The sequence below is a fragment of the Phenylobacterium koreense genome, assembly GCF_040545335.1.
In the GTDB taxonomy this organism is placed as follows: Bacteria; Pseudomonadota; Alphaproteobacteria; order Caulobacterales; family Caulobacteraceae; genus Phenylobacterium; species Phenylobacterium koreense.
The window spans coordinates 19,428-34,907 of sequence record NZ_JBEPLU010000003.1; the positions used below are offsets into that span (position 1 = coordinate 19,428).

Sequence of the window (15,480 nt, forward strand, 5' to 3'; positions counted from 1 at the left end):
ACTCTGCGGCGCCCTCCTTAGCATTCTTCCCGGCCATGTGGCCGCTCAAGGGTGTGACCTCGCGCCGCGGCGAGGCGACTAGCGGCCCTTCCAGGCTGGCGCGCGCTTCTGCGCAAAAGCCAGCGGGCCCTCGACGAAATCCGCGGACTTGAAGAGGGCGGCCATCGCCGGATAACGGTTCTGGGCGGCCATGGCGGCCTCAAGGGTCGGCTCGTCCAGCCCCTTGTAGACCGCCTCCTTCGAAGCCCGGATCGACATGGGCGAGAGTTCGCAGATCTGGGCGGCCCAGCGTTGCGCCACCGAGATCAGCGCGCCGGGCGCGGCCACCTCGTTGACGAAGCCGAGGGCCAGTCCCTCCTGGGCCGTGACCCGCCGGCCGGTCAGGATCATGCCGAGCGCCTGCTTCTGGCCGATCGCGCGCGGCAGGCGATGAAGGCCGCCGGCCAGGGCGGCCAGGCCGACCCGCGGCTCCGGCAGGGCGAAGGTCGCCGTTTCCGAGGCGATGACCAGGTCGCAGGCCAGGGCGATCTCGAACCCGCCGCCCATGGCTACGCCATTGACCGCGGCGATCAGCGGCTTGGTCAGGTCGAAACGTGACGTAAGGCCTGCGAAACCCGAGGGCGGCAAGGTCATCCCGCCGCCGCCGGCCTGGTGCTTCAGGTCGTTGCCGGCCGAGAAGGCGCGATCGCCCGCGCCGGTGACGACGCCCACCCATTGATCGGGATCGGCCGCGAAGGCGTTGAAGGCCTCGTCCAACTCGAAGTGGGCCGGCGAATGCAGGGCGTTCATCACCTCTGGGCGATTCAGGGTGAAGATGGTGACCGGTCCGTCGCGGTCCACCCGGATGAATTCGTACGCCATTCGATCGTCCTCCCTCGTTTGAGGAGGGAGGCAACCGGGGCGCCGCGACGTCCGTCAAGCGGTCTGGCGCAATTCGGCGCGATAGCGCTGCCAGTTCCGCACATAGTGCAGAGCGCCCAGAGAAAGCCCCCGCGCCTGATCGGGAGAGATCTCGCGCACCACCTTGCCAGGCGCGCCCATGACCAGGGAGTTGTCGGGGATTTCCTTGCCTTCGGTAATCAGGCAGTTGGCGCCGATCAGGCAGTTCTTCCCGATCTTCGCGCCGTTCAGCACGATGGAGCCGATACCGACCAGAGTGCCATCGCCGATGGTGCAGCCATGCAGCATCACCATGTGGCCGACGGTGACGTTGTCGCCGATGGTCAGCGGGTAGCCGGTGTCGGTGTGGAGCACGCTGCCGTCCTGCACATTCGAGTTCTCACCGATGGTGATGGGATCGTTGTCGCCGCGAATCGTCGCCCCAAACCAGACGGATGCGTTTTTCTTGAGAATCACGTTGCCCATGACCGCCGCGGTCGGCGCAATCCAGTATTCGTCCTCCGAAGGCAGTTTCGGCGCAACGTCGCCCAAGTTATAGACAGCCATCCTGTATACCCCATTTCTTGAACTCAGAGCGTCGTTTAATCGTTTAGAAACCACGCTACCATCATTTTAGTGATGCGATTCGAGGGGGCGATCGCCCTCCCGCATCTCGCCGCGAGCCGGCGTCCGGTCCGCGGTCGCGCTTTTGGGCGGAGTATAGGGTGTCGCGTTTGCTAAGGCGGGCTTTCCCGCCGGGATCACCGACGCAAAGGAGGCCGCAAGGCGTGTCTCCGGGCCTCGGCGCGGCGCGCCGCCCCATCAGCTCAGTTTTGATCGATCCTCTAGGGCGAGCCTTTTCGGCGTCGCCCTTTTTTCTTGCCCCTATGGAGGCCTAGATGACCAAGCGAGCTCTGAAGCGACAACTGCGCGAAGGCGCGTTCGACGCGGCCCAGTTCGAGGACGACGCCAAGGTGCGCCGCCTGCCGGGCGCCTGGTCGCCTCTAGCTCACAACAACGACGATCGTGACCAGGCCTATCTGAAGACGATCAAGGCGAAGTCACCCGGTCAGCAGGCGCTGATGGACGCCATCGACGCCAAGAACCTGGTCATGGCCCTGGGGCCGGCCGGCACGGGGAAGACCTACCTGGCCATCGCCAAGGCCGTCGAGGCGCTGGAGGCCGGGCGCGTCGGCCGCATCGTCCTTTCGCGCCCCGCGGTCGAGGCCGGCGAATCCATCGGCTTCCTGCCGGGCGAGATGGAGGACAAGCTGGCCCCCTATCTGCGCCCGCTCTACGACGCGCTGTCGGACCGACTGTCGATGAAGCGGGTTCGGGCGCTGATGGCCGAAGGGGCGATCGAGATCGCGCCGGTGGGCTTCATGCGCGGCCGGACGCTGAACAACGCCTTCGTGGTGATCGACGAGGCGCAGAACTGCACCTACGGCCAGCTCAAGATGCTGCTGACCCGCCTGGGCTGGCATTCGACCATGGTGGTGACCGGCGACCCGGCCCAGTCGGACCTGCTGCCGGAAATGTCGGGCCTGGGGCCGGTGGCGGAGAAGTTCGAGGCGGTCCCGAACATTGCTGTCGTGCGCCTGAAGGACGTCGACATCGTGCGCCATCCGCTGGTCGCGGAGATGCTGGGCGTGCTCTAGAGCCCAGCGGCGCTAAGCGGCGGACCTCGGGGTCCGCCGCACTCGTCTATTAGGGCAGATCCTCGGCGAGGATGGCCATCTCGAACATGAACGAGCCATCGCCGTCCTCGTCCTCGAACACAACGCCCACGAATTCCTCGCCGATATAGACCTCGGCGGAGTCCTTCTGCTTCGGCCGCGGAACCAGCGTGATCCGCGCGTTGGCGAAAGTGCCGCGCAGGTGGCCTTCGAGTCGGCGGATAGTCTTTTCGTCCAGCACGCAGCGCTCCTTCGTCGATTTCGCGCGGAACCTAGCGCGCTTTGTGTCGGGGCGGAAAGCGCCGACCGCGCAAAAAGCTGGGGACGCGGCGGGTGGTCGCGCAGCCCATCCCGCTTGAACCGCGACCGCTCCGGCGCCTAGAGTGGCCTGTCATCAGCGCCGAGCGCGAAAGACCCGACACGTGGCAGTCTAAGACCCTCCAAAGCCGAGACCATCCGCCAATCAGGGACGCGAGTTCCTGAAGCCTGCCGCTCGCTTTCGGGACAGCCACCATGGCGTTCTTTCGCAACAGCACCGTCAATCTCCTCAATCTGCACTACGGCGTGCACGCGCTGGCGCTCAGCGGCGGGGGCGCCTTCTTCGCAGCCTTCCTGCTGAAGGCCGGAGTTCCGGCCCAGGCGGTCCTGACCGCCATGGCCGCGATCCTGATCGGGCGGTTCCTGATCCGCCCGGCCATCCTGCCATTGGGACGCCGCTTCGGTCTGAAGCCCCTGGTGATCGTGGGGACCTTCGTGACCGCCCTGCAGTATCCGCTACTGGCCCAGGTCGACGGGGTCGGCTGGCCGCTGGCGGCGCTCTGCGCCTTCGCCTCGGTCGGGGACACCTTCTACTGGACGGCCTACCACGCCTATTTCGCGTCACTGGGAGACGCCGAGCATCGCGGACACCAGATCAGCGCTCGAGAGGCGATCTCCGCCGTCGTCGGGATCGCAGCGCCCCTGCTGACCGGATGGGCGCTGGTGACGATCGGACCGCAGTTCGCCTTCGGCGCGACCTGCGTGGCGCTAATGCTGTCGGCCCTGCCGCTCTTCTGGGCCCCCAATGTGCGGATTCTCGACCAGGCGCCCGGCGCGCTGCGTGCGGCGCTCATGGGCGTGCTGCTGTTCGCCGCCGACGGCTGGACGGCCATGGGCTACGCCTTCGTCTGGCAGATCGCGCTGTTCATTTCGCTGAAGCAGGACTTCGCGGCGTTCGGCGGAGCCATGGCGCTGGCGGCCCTGGTCGGCGCGGCGGCGGGCCTGTTCCTGGGCCGCTTCATCGATGCGGGACATGGACGGCGCGCGGTCTGGATTTCCTGCGGCGTCATGGCCGCGACGATCCTGGCGCGGACGGTGGCCTGGCAGCATCCGGCGGCGGCGATCCTGGCCAACGCCGCCGGCGCCATCGTCGTGGCGCTCTACACGCCGACCATGATGACGGCGGTCTACAATCTCTCGAAGAGTTCGCCCTGCGCGCTACGCTTCCACATTGCCGCGGAGGGCGGTTGGGACGCCGGCGGGGCGAGCGGCTGCCTGATGGCCGCGGGCCTGATCTGGATGGGCGCGCCGTTCTCGGCCGCCATAGCCGCGGCTTTGATCGGCACGGCCAGCGCCTTCATCCTGCTGCGAAGGGTCTACGGCGCGCCGCAGCCCGCCGCGCTTCAGATGACGTAGTCGTAGACCGCCTCCGCCAGGGTGTGGTCCATGCTGCGCGCCGGCTCGTCGCAGGTCGGGCAGTTGACCAGCCGGGCCGGGACGCCGGCGGCTGTGCAGTGCGCCGGAACAGGCTTTAGCACCACCGAGCCGGAGGCGATCTTGGCGTAATCGCCGATGGTGATGTTGCCGAGCACCTTGGCGCCGGCGCCCAGCAGCACGCCGTTGCCGATCTTGGGATGGCGATCACCGCGTTCGGCGCCGGTGCCGCCCAGGGTCACGCCCTGCAGCAGCGAGACATCGTCGCCGATCACCGCAGTTTCGCCGATGACGATGCCGGTGCCGTGGTCGATGAACACCCCGGCCCCGATGCGGGTAGCCGGGTGGATGTCCACCTGGAACACCTCCGACATGCGGCTTTGCAGATAGTGGGCGATGGTCTCGCGCCCCTGGCTCCACAGCCAATGGGCGATGCGCTGGGTCTGCAGCGCCTGGAACCCCTTGAAGAACAGGAACGGCTGGACATAACCCTTGCAGGCCGGGTCGCGCTCGAACACCGCCTTCAGGTCGCGTTCGGCGATCTCGACCAGTCGCGGATCGGCGCGATAGGCGGCGTCGGCCAGTTCTCGCAGGCTCATGGCGCGGAGTTCCTGGTCGCCCAGCTTCCTCGCGAACTGATAGGACAGCGCGTCGCCGAGGTCGCCGTGACTGAGGATCACCGCGTTGAGCAGCGAGGCGAGCGCGGGCTCGGCCCTGGCCGCCCGCTCAGCTTCCATCCGCAAGGCCGCCCAGACGGGGGGCGCGGCGGTGGGATCGATGACTTCCAGGCGCTGGCTCAAAGGCTCCTCCCGTCCCATGGACGCTCCTTATCCTAGCATGGCGCTGGCCAAGGCGCCGGGCAAATGCCCTTCCCTGGCCATGTGGTAGGCGCGCAGCAACATCGCAACGGTCAATGCATCGCGCAGGTGGCCGTTCATAGCCGCGTCGAGCACTTCGCGAAACGGCGCTCGGACCAGAGCGATGTCCTCGGTCTCGTCGCGCTCTGGCGGATTCGCGCAAGGCCGCAGCCCGGTGGCCAGATAGCCGATCGCCAGTTCGTCGGTCACGGAGTTCGAGAGCTGGACCCGCAGCACCTCCTGCCAGGACGCAGCCTCGAGCCCCGCCTCTTCGGCCAGCTCGCGGCGGGCGCCCTCGAGCGGATCCTCGCCGCGCGGGCCGCCGCCCTCGGGGATCTCCCAACTATAGTCGGCGAATGGAAAGCGATGCTGGCCGACGAGCACCACCTGGCCCGCATCGTCGATCGGCAGGACGGCGAGGGCGAGATTCTTGAATCCGACCAGGCCATAAAGCGCCGGCTTGCCGGTAGGAGCGATCGCCTGCTGCTCGGTCACGCAGATCCAGGGGTTCTCATAAGCGACCCGCGCCTCGCCCCGTCGCCAAGGTTCGCCATGGGCGGTCAGCCACACCGGTTTTTGCGACATATTCTCAACTGACCTTGCGGTTGCGGAGCCTCGCCCCCAATAAAGGCGTCCCATCCTCTTTCCCAGCGAGACGCGCGCCTTGTCCACCTTCCTGCCCCCCACGCCGGAGTTCGGCGCGCCGCTCGAGCAACATCCGTCCCCCGAAGTGCTGCGCTTCCTCGCCACCCGCCGATCGGCTTCGGCCGTGACGCTGGGAGGGCCAGGGCCCAGCACCGACGAGATCAGGACGCTCATCGCCCTGGCCACGCGCGTGCCCGACCATGGCAAGCTGGCCCCCTGGCGGTTCATCGTCCTGGAGGGCGAAGGCAAGGCGGCGTTCGCCGCAAAGCTCGAAGCGCTGGCCCAGTCGCGCGGCGATGCGAAGGCTGCGGCCAAGCTGGTGAAACTGAAGACGCCGCCGATGGGCGTGGCCGTCGTCTCGGCGACACGGAATCACGAAATTCCCCAATGGGAACAACTTCTCTCGTCGGGAGCGGTCTGCACCACCCTGCTCTACGCCGCCCAGGCCATGGGCTACGGCGCCAACTGGATCACCGACTGGTACGCCTATGACGGCGAGGCCAAGGCGATTCTCGGCCTGAGCCCGGAAGAAAACGTGACGGGATTCGTTCTCATGGGGACGCCCAGGGAGCCGCCGCTGGAGCGGGAGCGGCCCAATCCGGCCGCCTTGACGACCGTTTGGCGATCGTAACCCACTGAAAACACGACGGCCGGGCGGCGATGGCGCGCCGCCCGGCCTGATGTGACACGCCCGAGGAGAGATGGGCATTGTTTGCTTAGCACATCAACGCGCCGCCCGCTAGTCAATGAGACCGTCCATACCGCGCATTTTGCAGCGCGGCGCCCGAGGCGTTAGAGCTAGGGCCGATCACTATATTGTAGACATCAACTACAACATTATCCGTCTACGTAAAAAATCCGGCCACGAACTAACGGATATAGGATAATGCGTCGCATCTAGCGCGTGAGTTCTGTTATCCGCGCCCACGATAAGGCGGAACGCCTTGGTCAGGCGCCCATAACCCTTCCGGCGCTGGGCCGGTCTGCCAGAATACGTCGATCGGAATCCCGCCTCGGGGATACCAATAGCCGCCGATCCGCAGCCAGCGTGGCGCAGCGACTTCGACGATCCGCCGGCCGATCGCGACGGTACAGTCCTCGTGGAACGCGCCGTGATTGCGGAACGAGCCAAGATAGAGCTTGAGCGACTTCGATTCGATCAGCCAATCGCCGGGCGCATAATCGATGACCAGGTGCGCGAAGTCCGGCTGGCCGGTCACCGGGCAGAGGGAGGTGAATTCGGGAGCCGTGAAGCGCGCGAGATAAAGGACGTCGCTTTGGGGGTTCGGCACGCGCTCGAGCACCGCCGTCTCCGGGCTGTCGAACCCGCGCACGTCACGACCCAGTTGGGTCAGATGCATTTCTTCCATGCCGCGATTTATCCCGGCGCGAGGTTTGCGGCAACAAAGCCAGCCGCTATCAACTTCGAGCACAACAACAAGACAAGGGAGCGCGCCAGTGGCCGGCAAGGATTTTCAGGATTTCATCGTCGTCGTTACGGGCGCCTCCACGGGCCTGGGGCGCGCCATCGCCGTCGAAACGGCCAGCCGTGGCGCGCAGGCCGTGGTCATCAACTATGCGCGCAGCGCCGATGAAGCCCAGGAGACGGCCCGGCTGGTCGAGGCGCAGGCCGCCAAGGCCGTCCTCGTCCAGGGCGATGTCTCCATTGACGCCGATTGCCGGAAAATCGCCGCCGCTGCAGAGCCGTTCGGGCGGATCGACGCCCTCTTCAACAACGCCGGCATGACAAAGTTCGCCGGGAACCACGCGGACCTGGACGCGGTCGGAGCCGAGGACTTCCTGCAACTCTACGCGGTCAACGTGGTCGGGGCTTTCCAGATGGTGCGCGCGGCGCGCAGCCTGTTGGAGGCGGCCCCTCGCCCCGGTGCGGTGGTCAACACCTCCTCCATCGCCGGCGTCGCCGGCATCGGCTCGTCGGTGCCGTACGCGGCGTCCAAGGGCGCAATGAACACCATGACCCTGTCCCTGGCCCGCGCCCTGGCGCCGCAGATCCGCGTGAACGCGATCTGCCCCGGCTTCATCGACACCCCTTGGTTCGGCAAGGGTTTCGGCGCCGAACGCGCCCAGAAAATGGCCGAGAACGCCGCGGCCAACACCCCGCTCAAGGTCGCGTCCTCGGCCGAAGACGTCGCCGCCGCTGCCGTCTTCCTCGCCTCGCCCGGCGCCCGGCATGTCACCGGCGAGACCCTGCTGGTGGACGCCGGCTCGCACCTTGGATACGCGCCGCTCAGCATGCGCTAGGCGTCTCCTCCCCGCCAACTGCTCGCGTCTTGCGCAGTTGGCGGGATCTCCGGCGAAAGATTCCCATTTTGGGCCGCTTTGGCGCCGGTTTTTTCAGCTCGACGCTTGCACGTCGCCCAAAAAACGCTCAGGCGTCTGAGCCGCGCGATCCCAAGCTTGACCTGCGTTGATCTGCGGCATCGCCGCTGGCGATCTCAGATCAGCGATCGCTGGGAGCCGATCGCGCAAAGGGGATAAAACTCAAATGAACAAGACCTTGTCAGCGCTCATGGCCGCCGCCGCGGCGCTCGCCCTCGCTGGGACCGCCGCCGCGCAGGACGCCGAAAAGCCGATCGATCTTTCCTTCAACGTCGGAGCCGCCACCGACTACGTGTTCCGCGGGGTGAGCCAGACGGACCGGAACCCGCAGGCCTATGCCGGCGTGGACGCGACCCTGTGGGGCCTGGGTTATGCCGGCGCGTGGGCCTCCAACGTCAACTTCGGCAACCAGACCGACGCCGAGTACGACCTTTATCTCGGCGTTCGCCCGACAGTGGGGCCGGTGACCCTCGACCTCGGAGTCGTCTATTACGGCTACGCCGGCGCCCCGTCGGGCTCTGACCAGGATTACCTGGAGTGGAAAGCCGCCGCCTCCGTGCCGGCCGGGCCGGCGGTCGTCGGCGCGGCGCTCTACTACTCCGACGACTTCTTCGGCGGAACGGGTCCGGCGACCTATTACGAGGTCAACGGCTCTGTGCCGCTCAACGAAAAGCTGACGCTGTCCGGCGCCGTCGGCCACCAGGAGGTCGACTATGACGGGGACTACAGCACCTGGAACTTCGGCATCGGCTACGCGGCCACCGACGTCCTCGGGTTCGACCTCCGCTACTTCGACACCGACGGGCACGAATTCGGCAAACTCTACGACGGGCGTGTGGTACTGGGGCTGAAGGCGGTGTTCTAGGCCCCTCAACGGCCCGATTCCCCAATTAAGAAGGAGCCGCCTTGCACCACGAGGCGGCTCTTGTCGTCTCGGGAGGCCCGCCGGCAAAAAACGACGTTCCGTGGTGGAGCTAAATGGCTGGGTTCGGAGTTTCATTGGACGGTCGCGACGACGCGTCTATGTTGCAACTTTAGAATGAGACGTGGAGCGCGATTCATGGAGCAGGTGGCCAATCGAGCCCAGACCATCGTCGCTGATGCTCTGATCGCCGCCGGTGCTTTCTTTATCGCCTACCTGCTGGCCTCGGGCCAATTCCTTGAAACGGCCGCCCCAGCCCTATCTCGATTGAAGCTCCTCCAGCTCATCGGGATGTACGCCGGGCTGGCCGCGATCTTCTCGACCCTCTTCCGACGCGAGCTGTCGCCCTGGCGATACGTCTCGATCCCGGACGTCCTCGTCCTGGCCCGCACCGCCTTCCTGACGGCGGGCGTCTTCCTGCTCGGCGTCTTCGTGCTGAATCGCGCCGAGGGCCTGCCGCGATCAGCCCTGGCCATGGCCGTGGTGTTTCAGATGGCCGGCTCGATGGGCGCGCGCCTCATGCGACGGGCCCTGCACGAACACGCCCTCGACAGCTTCACGCCGCTCAAGACCGCGCTCGACCGGACGCCGAATGCGCCCTCGCTGCTGCTGATCGGCTCGCCCGCCCTGGCTGACTCTTACCTGCGTGACGCGGCTCGCCGGCATGACCACGCCTGGAGCCCGGTCGGCATCGTCAGCGCCGACGCGCGCGATGTCGGCCAGCAGGTCCGCGGCGTCTGCGTCATCGAAACCCTGGGCAAGCTGGACGAGGCGCTGGCCGACCTGCGCCGCTGGAACCGCTATCCGCGCGCGATCCTCTTCCTCGACGAGCCCGGCCGCCTGAAAGGCTTGACGGCCGATCAGCTCGGCCAGCTCAAGAACGACGGCATCCGCCTGCTGCGGCTGCCGTCGATCGTCGAACTCGCCCACCACGAGGGCATGCCGCTGCTGCCGATGCGGGAGATCAGCGTCGAGGAGCTGCTGGCCCGCGATCCGATCGAACTGGACCGGGCGGCGGTCGGCGCGCTCATTCGCGGCCGCCGGGTGCTGATCACCGGAGCCGGCGGCTCCATCGGGGCCGAGCTGGTCAGGCAGGTCGCGCGCTTCCAGGCCGCGCACATCAGCCTGCTGGATTTCTCGGAGACCTCGCTGTTCGAGATCGATCGCGAGATGGCCGAGACCTGGCCCGCGATCTCACGCAACGCCGTGCTCTGCGACGTGCGTAACGCCCACCGCCTGCAGCAAGCCTTCAAGCGCGAAACGCCGGACCTTGTGTTCCACGCCGCAGCCCTCAAGCACGTCTCGATGGTCGAGCGGCATCCTTGCGAGGGCGTGCTGACCAACGTCATCGGCACCTGGAACGTCGCCGAGGCGACCCGCGCCAGCGGCGCTGGCCTGATGGTGCTGATCTCGACCGACAAGGCTGTCGATCCGTCCAACGTCATGGGCGCCACCAAGCGGCTGGCCGAGGCCGTCATCCAGGCCCAGCAGGTGGGCCCTGGCGCCCGCTTCGCTGCGGTCCGCTTCGGCAACGTCCTGGGCTCGGCCGGATCGGTGGTGCCCATCTTCCGCTCGCAGATCGAGCGCGGCGGGCCGGTGACGGTGACCCATGAGGACATCGAGCGGTTCTTCATGACCATCCCGGAGGCGGCCCAACTGGTGCTCCACGCCACCGCCACCTCGGCCGAGGGCGAACAGACCCCGCACGCGCGCCTGTTCCTGCTGGAAATGGGCGAGCCGGTCCGGATCATGGATCTCGCGCGCCAGATGATCGCCTTGTCCGGCCATGCTCCGGGCAAGGACATCGAGATCGAGGTCACCGGCCTGCGCCCGGGCGAGAAGCTCACCGAAGCCCTGCTCGATGAAACCGAGCGGTCGATCCCCTGCGCCCCCAAGGTCATGGAGGTCGTCTCGCCCTCGGCCCTGCGGATCACCGCCAACCATCTTCTCGAGCTGGAGGAGCTGGCCAGCGCCGGGAAGGTCGACGAGGTGCGGACCCGCCTGTTCGACATCGTGGCCCAGGTGCGGGGCGAAAAGCCGCCGGTCCCGGCCCTGCGGGTCGTCTCCAACGCGTGACGCGGACGCGCTAAGCGTCTAAGCGAGGCCCATGGCGGTCATTCTTGTCACCGGTTCGGCCGGCTTCATCGGTTCGCACGTCGCCCATCGCCTGCTCGATCGCGGCGACGAGGTCGTCGGGCTGGACAACCTCAATCCTTATTACGACCCGACGTTGAAGCAGGCGCGCCTGGCGCGGCTCGAAGCCCGTGAAGGCTATCGCCACGCGGCCATCGACCTGGCCGACCGCGAGGCCATGGCGCGGCTCTTCAAGGACGCCCGCCCTGCCCGGGTCATCAACCTGGCCGCCCAGGCCGGCGTCCGCTACAGCCTCGAACAGCCCGCCGCCTATGTGGATTCCAATCTGGTCGGCTTCGGCAATATCCTCGAGGGCTGTCGCTCAGCTGAGGTCGAGCACCTGGTCTTCGCCTCGACGAGCACCGTCTATGGCGCGAACGGCAACTTCCCCTCCTCGGTGCATGACCCGGTGCACCATCCGATCACGCTCTACTCTGCGACCAAACTGGCGAACGAAGCGATGGCGCACGCCTACGCGCATCTCTTCGGCATCCCGTCCACCGGCCTGCGCTTCTTCACCGTCTACGGTCCCTGGGGCCGGCCCGACATGGCGCTGTTCAAGTTCACCGACGCGATCTTCGCCGGACGGCCAATCGACGTGTATGGCCAGGGCCGGATGCAGCGTGACTTCACCTACATCGACGACATCGTGACCGGAGTGCTGGCGGCGCTGGACCGGCCAGCCACGCCATCGCAAACCTGGGATGCCGTCCATCCGGACCCCGCCACGAGCGGTGTCGCACCCTGGCGTGTCCTGAACCTCGGCAACAGCCGCAGCACCGAGCTGATGCGCTACATCGAAGTCCTGGAAGAGAAGATCGGCCGCAAGGCCCAGCTCAACCTGCTGCCGATGCAGCCAGGGGACGTCAGCCGCACCGACGCTGACGTGTCGGACACCGAGCTCGCATTGGATTACGCCCCCTCGACGCCGATCGAGATCGGAGTCGGGCGCTTCGTGGACTGGTACATGGACTTCTTCCGGGTGGGGAAGAACTAAGGCCGTAACGGCGCCGCGCGGAACAGCTCGGTGCAGGCGCAAAGCACGTGGTAGAATGATGTAGCTGGCGCCGGTTCGTCGATGAACCCGCCATCCGGGCGCATCTTGTCCCGCCATACGCCAGCCGCCGGCGTTTCGAGATAGCGTTGCAAGCTATCGGCCGCGGCCAGTTGGCTTGTCTCGTTTCCGAACAATAGCTCAGCCTTCAGGCGCTCGGTCTGCGGCCAAAGGCGGGCCGTGCCATCCCGCAACGTAAAGTCGTCCCAGAGCTCGTTGACCGCGACGTTGCGGACCGGGTCGATCCCGCGCAAGCCCGCCCTGTAGAGATCGCGTCCGGCCTCCACCACGTCCGCACGATCATACTGGCGCCCCCAGCGCGCGAGCAGCCAGGCCCATTCGAACTGGTGACCGGGTTCGACCAGCCGGCCATCATCGCTACCGGCCACACCCCAGGAGGCGTCGAAGAACTCGCGCAGGAAGCGTCCCTTTGGGTCGATGAAGACCGTCAGCGCCAGATCGATGATCTCGGCGGCCATAGCCTCCCAGGGATCCGGCTCGACCTCCGCCCAGGCGAGAGCGCCCTCCAGGAGGTGCATGTGCGCGTTGGCCTGATAGGGGTAGGCGATATTCTCGATGTAGCCGCCGGCTGGATTGCGCATCGACTGCAGCCCATCGAGCACGCCGAGCGCCACGTCGCGCAATTCGCCCGCACGCTCAGGGTCGGCGCGGCGCAGAGTGGCGGTCCCGAGCAGCGCGAAGGCCTGATCGTAGAGCATGGGCGTATCGTCGAGCACTTCGCCGTCGAGGCCCACCAGGGTCCTGAAGAGCCCGTCCGGCCGGCGGAACCGATCGACAAAGAAGTCCACGCCATGCCAAGCCGCCTCGCGCCAGGGGCCGTCCCACCCAAGCATGCCGGCCGTGGCGTAGACATAGGCTTGGCGGCCCTGCACGCGGGCGCGCCGCGGCCCGGGCCGCGGATCTCCTTCCACGCTCAGGGCCTCGATGAACCCGCCTTGCTGGCGATCGGCGCCCTTCGCCCACCAGATCGGCAGGGCGGCTTTGCGCAGCCAGCGGTCGTAAGCGCGGGACGCCGCCGCCAGATCGGCAAACCGACCCGGCGCGGCCCGCACGCCCACCTTCCCGCTCTTGGTCACCGAATCGCCAGCCACTCGCCTACCCTTCGTTGAATTGCTCAGATAACCTGCCCGCCTCGCGACGTCACGAGACTGCGCATAGCCGCGTCGCAGGCGATTACGGCGAAGAAATGGAGCGGCGCCGCTGCGCGTCACCACTCGCCTCTCTCGCGAATTTCACATTGCAGCGTTCTTTTTGGTCTGATTTATGCAGGCCAGAAGCTGCTTCGTTCAAAAGGCATGCTTAGGGGTTGGCGCCATGCAGACGATCTACGATTGGGTCACGGTCGCGATCTTCGGCGCGTTGATTGTCCTGTTCCTGCACAGGTCCACCGCGCAGGAGGAGCCGAAGGACAATATCTACCAGTATCTCCCGGCCTGCCTTGGCTTGGCGCTGGCGAACTATGTCGGCAACCAGGGCCATGGCGCGATCGCCTTCGCAATCATCGTGGCCGTGGTCGCCTATGTCGCGTACGTGCTGAAACCGTTCAATCTGAAGTTCTAGACTGCAAGCTAAGCAGGATCGACGGTCGATTAACGTTGACTCAACTGCACCGTTTTAAGATTTCGCCACAATCGGCGTGTTTACCGGAAGTTGGCTGGACCCTGCGATTTATGGACCCCGTCGATATCGCAAACGCACCGCAGCATGCGTGTTTGGAGGCGCCGTGAGTTGGATCAATAGCCTGATGGCGCGCTCGTTGGGCCGCAAGCCGAAGGCGGCTCGGAACGCGCAGCCTGGTCTGGTGTTCACGGCCGCGCCGCCCCCGAAGCCCGCGCCGCGCGCGACTGAAGGAAAGCCTGCGGCTGAAGCGTTCCCGCGCTTTCACTCCACCGCCGGCGACCAGCTCAGCCCGCGCCTGACCGACGCCACCGCGGCCGCGCGCGTGAAACTGCGCAGCGCCTTTACGCCATCGCAGCCGATCACCGACAGGCGCCTGTTCGCAGGCCGCCTGGACGTGCTGACGACGCTCATCCGCTCGATCGAGGACCAGCGGGTCCACGTCATCATGTACGGCGAGCGCGGGATCGGTAAGACCTCGCTCGTCCACGTGCTGACCCAGGCCGCGCAGGAAGCGCGCTACATCGTGGTCTACGTCTCCTGCGGCGCGGCCTCGACCTTCGACGAAATCTTCCGGGCCGTGGCCGAAGACGTGCCGCTCCTGTTCCACAGCGGCTTCGCGCCGACGACGGAACAGGCGGAAAAGGGCGGTTCGCTGGCCGATCTGCTGCCCCCGACCCAGCTCACGCCGCGTCTGGTGGCGGACCTTTTCGCCAAGCTGACCGGCACCCGCGTCCTGGTGGTGCTCGACGAATTCGATGTCTGCGAGTCCCCGGAGTTCCGGCGCAACATCGCCGAGCTGATCAAGAACCTTTCCGACCGCTCGATCCGCACCCAACTGGTGATCGCCGGCGTCGCCGCCGACCTCACCGAACTGGTCGAGCATATCCCGTCGATCCGCCGGAACATCTTCGCCCTGCAGGTGCCGAAGATGAGCACGGCCGAGGTCAACCACCTGGTCGAGAACGGCGAGGCTCACAGCGGCGTCACCTTCGACAAGGTCGCGACGGACTTCATCGTTTCCGTCGCGAACGGCTCTCCCTATCTGGCCAGCCTGTTCAGCCATCACGCCGGGTTGGTGGCGATCGACAAGGGGCGCGACCGTGTCATGGTCGAGGACGTGGCAGTCGCCGTCGAGCAGGCCCTGACCGAGTTCCGCGGCCGCATCTCCAAGCAGTCGCTGGCGCAGATTGATCAGGCGACCAAGGCTGGCGCCCGCCATATCCTCGGCGTGATGGCCGGCGCGGCGCAGTTCAACAACGGCCGGTTCGACGAGCGCGACGTGGACGCTGCGCATCCGAACGGACCGAGCGCGAAGGCCACCATCGACGAGCTCGCCGCCAACCACATTCTGCTGGAGCGGCAAGACGACGAACACGGCCGCAGCTACGTCTTCTTCGAGGAGGCCGTCCTGCCCTATCTCTGGATCCTGGCCGCTCAGAAGCGCTTCCTGGACGAGAGAAAGCCTGGTGGCGGCGACGATGGCGCGGCAGTCGTGAAGGCCGCTCCCGAGAAGCCGGAAGCGGCTTCCGCGGTCGCGGGGCGCGCCGGCCGATCCTGAGCCGTCCGCAAGGCGGCGGCCTTCGCCAAGGCCGCCCGGTTGTAGTAAACGACCCGCAGCGCCCCATGGCGCTGCTCCGCTTA

The 15,480-nt window shown here is 66.7% G+C and carries 16 protein-coding genes; 9 read left to right on the forward strand and 7 right to left on the reverse strand.

Annotated features, from left to right (window positions below; genetic code table 11):
- Nucleotides 1-78: 78 nt before the first annotated feature.
- On the reverse strand, nt 79-861 hold the full coding sequence (locus ABID41_RS16130; protein WP_354298091.1) for an enoyl-CoA hydratase-related protein: 783 nt from the start codon (nt 859-861) through the stop codon (nt 79-81).
- A gap of 54 nt (nt 862-915) precedes the next feature.
- Nucleotides 916-1,446 (reverse strand): gamma carbonic anhydrase family protein, encoded by a 531-nt coding sequence (locus ABID41_RS16135; RefSeq protein ID WP_331932128.1) that lies wholly within the window; start codon nt 1,444-1,446, stop codon nt 916-918.
- 332 nt (nt 1,447-1,778) lie between these two features.
- Here ABID41_RS16135 and ABID41_RS16140 point away from each other — a divergent pair, with 332 nt between their 5' ends.
- A complete protein-coding gene (locus tag ABID41_RS16140) occupies nt 1,779-2,537 on the forward strand; it encodes a PhoH family protein (protein WP_331932127.1) in 759 nt (252 codons plus the stop codon).
- A 49-nt stretch (nt 2,538-2,586) separates the two neighbouring features.
- Here the strand turns inward: ABID41_RS16140 and ABID41_RS16145 are convergent, their stop codons facing one another.
- The gene (locus ABID41_RS16145) at nt 2,587-2,793 is read right to left on the reverse strand and encodes a DUF3126 family protein (protein WP_331932136.1); all 207 of its coding nucleotides are present in this window, start codon (nt 2,791-2,793) and stop codon (nt 2,587-2,589) included.
- 275 nt (nt 2,794-3,068) lie between these two features.
- On the opposite strand from ABID41_RS16145, the gene ABID41_RS16150 reads away from it, so the two are divergent.
- Nucleotides 3,069-4,229, forward strand: coding sequence for an MFS transporter (locus ABID41_RS16150; protein WP_354298092.1), 1,161 nt, complete (start codon nt 3,069-3,071; stop codon nt 4,227-4,229).
- Here ABID41_RS16150 and cysE read toward each other — a convergent pair.
- Both cysE and ABID41_RS16160 read right to left on the reverse strand, forming a co-directional pair.
- Nucleotides 4,217-5,047, reverse strand: coding sequence for a serine O-acetyltransferase (gene cysE, locus ABID41_RS16155; RefSeq protein WP_354298093.1), 831 nt, complete (start codon nt 5,045-5,047; stop codon nt 4,217-4,219). The two genes, ABID41_RS16150 and cysE, sit on opposite strands and share 13 nt — an antisense overlap.
- A gap of 27 nt (nt 5,048-5,074) precedes the next feature.
- The gene (locus ABID41_RS16160) at nt 5,075-5,689 is read right to left on the reverse strand and encodes an NUDIX hydrolase (protein ID WP_354298094.1); all 615 of its coding nucleotides are present in this window, start codon (nt 5,687-5,689) and stop codon (nt 5,075-5,077) included.
- 79 nt (nt 5,690-5,768) lie between these two features.
- Here ABID41_RS16160 and ABID41_RS16165 point away from each other — a divergent pair, with 79 nt between their 5' ends.
- The gene (locus ABID41_RS16165) at nt 5,769-6,380 is read left to right on the forward strand and encodes a nitroreductase family protein (RefSeq protein ID WP_354298095.1); all 612 of its coding nucleotides are present in this window, start codon (nt 5,769-5,771) and stop codon (nt 6,378-6,380) included.
- A 283-nt stretch (nt 6,381-6,663) separates the two neighbouring features.
- Here ABID41_RS16165 and queF read toward each other — a convergent pair whose 3' ends face one another.
- On the reverse strand, nt 6,664-7,119 hold the full coding sequence (gene queF, locus ABID41_RS16170) for a preQ(1) synthase (protein WP_331932134.1): 456 nt from the start codon (nt 7,117-7,119) through the stop codon (nt 6,664-6,666).
- Nucleotides 7,120-7,207: 88 nt separating this feature from the next.
- On the opposite strand from queF, the gene ABID41_RS16175 reads away from it, so the two are divergent.
- The 4 genes from ABID41_RS16175 (at nt 7,208) to ABID41_RS16190 (ending at nt 12,141) form a co-directional block, all read left to right on the forward strand.
- Nucleotides 7,208-8,011 carry an SDR family NAD(P)-dependent oxidoreductase gene (locus tag ABID41_RS16175; RefSeq protein ID WP_354298096.1) on the forward strand — a complete coding sequence of 268 codons (804 nt, stop codon included), beginning with the start codon at nt 7,208-7,210 and terminating at the stop codon, nt 8,009-8,011.
- Nucleotides 8,012-8,255: 244 nt separating this feature from the next.
- Nucleotides 8,256-8,954, forward strand: coding sequence for a TorF family putative porin (locus tag ABID41_RS16180; protein WP_354298097.1), 699 nt, complete (start codon nt 8,256-8,258; stop codon nt 8,952-8,954).
- Nucleotides 8,955-9,149: 195 nt separating this feature from the next.
- The gene (locus ABID41_RS16185; protein ID WP_354298098.1) at nt 9,150-11,087 is read left to right on the forward strand and encodes a polysaccharide biosynthesis protein; all 1,938 of its coding nucleotides are present in this window, start codon (nt 9,150-9,152) and stop codon (nt 11,085-11,087) included.
- Nucleotides 11,088-11,118: 31 nt separating this feature from the next.
- Complete coding sequence (locus ABID41_RS16190; RefSeq protein WP_354298099.1) at nt 11,119-12,141, forward strand: NAD-dependent epimerase; 1,023 nt, start codon at nt 11,119-11,121, stop codon at nt 12,139-12,141.
- Here ABID41_RS16190 and ABID41_RS16195 read toward each other — a convergent pair.
- A complete protein-coding gene (locus ABID41_RS16195) occupies nt 12,138-13,310 on the reverse strand; it encodes an AGE family epimerase/isomerase (RefSeq protein WP_354298100.1) in 1,173 nt (390 codons plus the stop codon). The two genes, ABID41_RS16190 and ABID41_RS16195, sit on opposite strands and share 4 nt — an antisense overlap.
- 223 nt (nt 13,311-13,533) lie before the next feature.
- On the opposite strand from ABID41_RS16195, the gene ABID41_RS16200 reads away from it, so the two are divergent.
- Nucleotides 13,534-13,779, forward strand: a complete 246-nt coding sequence (locus ABID41_RS16200) for an XrtV sorting system accessory protein (RefSeq protein ID WP_331932117.1) — start codon at nt 13,534-13,536, stop codon at nt 13,777-13,779.
- 163 nt (nt 13,780-13,942) lie between these two features.
- A complete protein-coding gene (locus ABID41_RS16205; protein ID WP_354298101.1) occupies nt 13,943-15,397 on the forward strand; it encodes an ATP-binding protein in 1,455 nt (484 codons plus the stop codon).
- The last annotated feature ends 83 nt before the right edge of the window (nt 15,398-15,480 follow it).

Excerpts from the sequence above, each read along its gene's own strand:
- ABID41_RS16130 (WP_354298091.1), bottom strand. The coding sequence starts at position 861 with ATGGCGTACGAATTCATCCGGGTGGACCGCGACGGACCGGTCACCATC.
- ABID41_RS16135 (WP_331932128.1), bottom strand. The coding sequence starts at position 1,446 with ATGGCTGTCTATAACTTGGGCGACGTTGCGCCGAAACTGCCTTCGGAG.
- ABID41_RS16140 (WP_331932127.1), top strand. The coding sequence starts at position 1,779 with ATGACCAAGCGAGCTCTGAAGCGACAACTGCGCGAAGGCGCGTTCGAC.
- ABID41_RS16150 (WP_354298092.1), top strand. The coding sequence starts at position 3,069 with ATGGCGTTCTTTCGCAACAGCACCGTCAATCTCCTCAATCTGCACTAC.
- ABID41_RS16160 (WP_354298094.1), bottom strand. The coding sequence starts at position 5,689 with ATGTCGCAAAAACCGGTGTGGCTGACCGCCCATGGCGAACCTTGGCGA.
- queF (WP_331932134.1), bottom strand. The coding sequence starts at position 7,119 with ATGGAAGAAATGCATCTGACCCAACTGGGTCGTGACGTGCGCGGGTTC.
- ABID41_RS16180 (WP_354298097.1), top strand. The coding sequence starts at position 8,256 with ATGAACAAGACCTTGTCAGCGCTCATGGCCGCCGCCGCGGCGCTCGCC.
- ABID41_RS16185 (WP_354298098.1), top strand. The coding sequence starts at position 9,150 with ATGGAGCAGGTGGCCAATCGAGCCCAGACCATCGTCGCTGATGCTCTG.
- ABID41_RS16190 (WP_354298099.1), top strand. The coding sequence starts at position 11,119 with ATGGCGGTCATTCTTGTCACCGGTTCGGCCGGCTTCATCGGTTCGCAC.
- ABID41_RS16200 (WP_331932117.1), top strand. The coding sequence starts at position 13,534 with ATGCAGACGATCTACGATTGGGTCACGGTCGCGATCTTCGGCGCGTTG.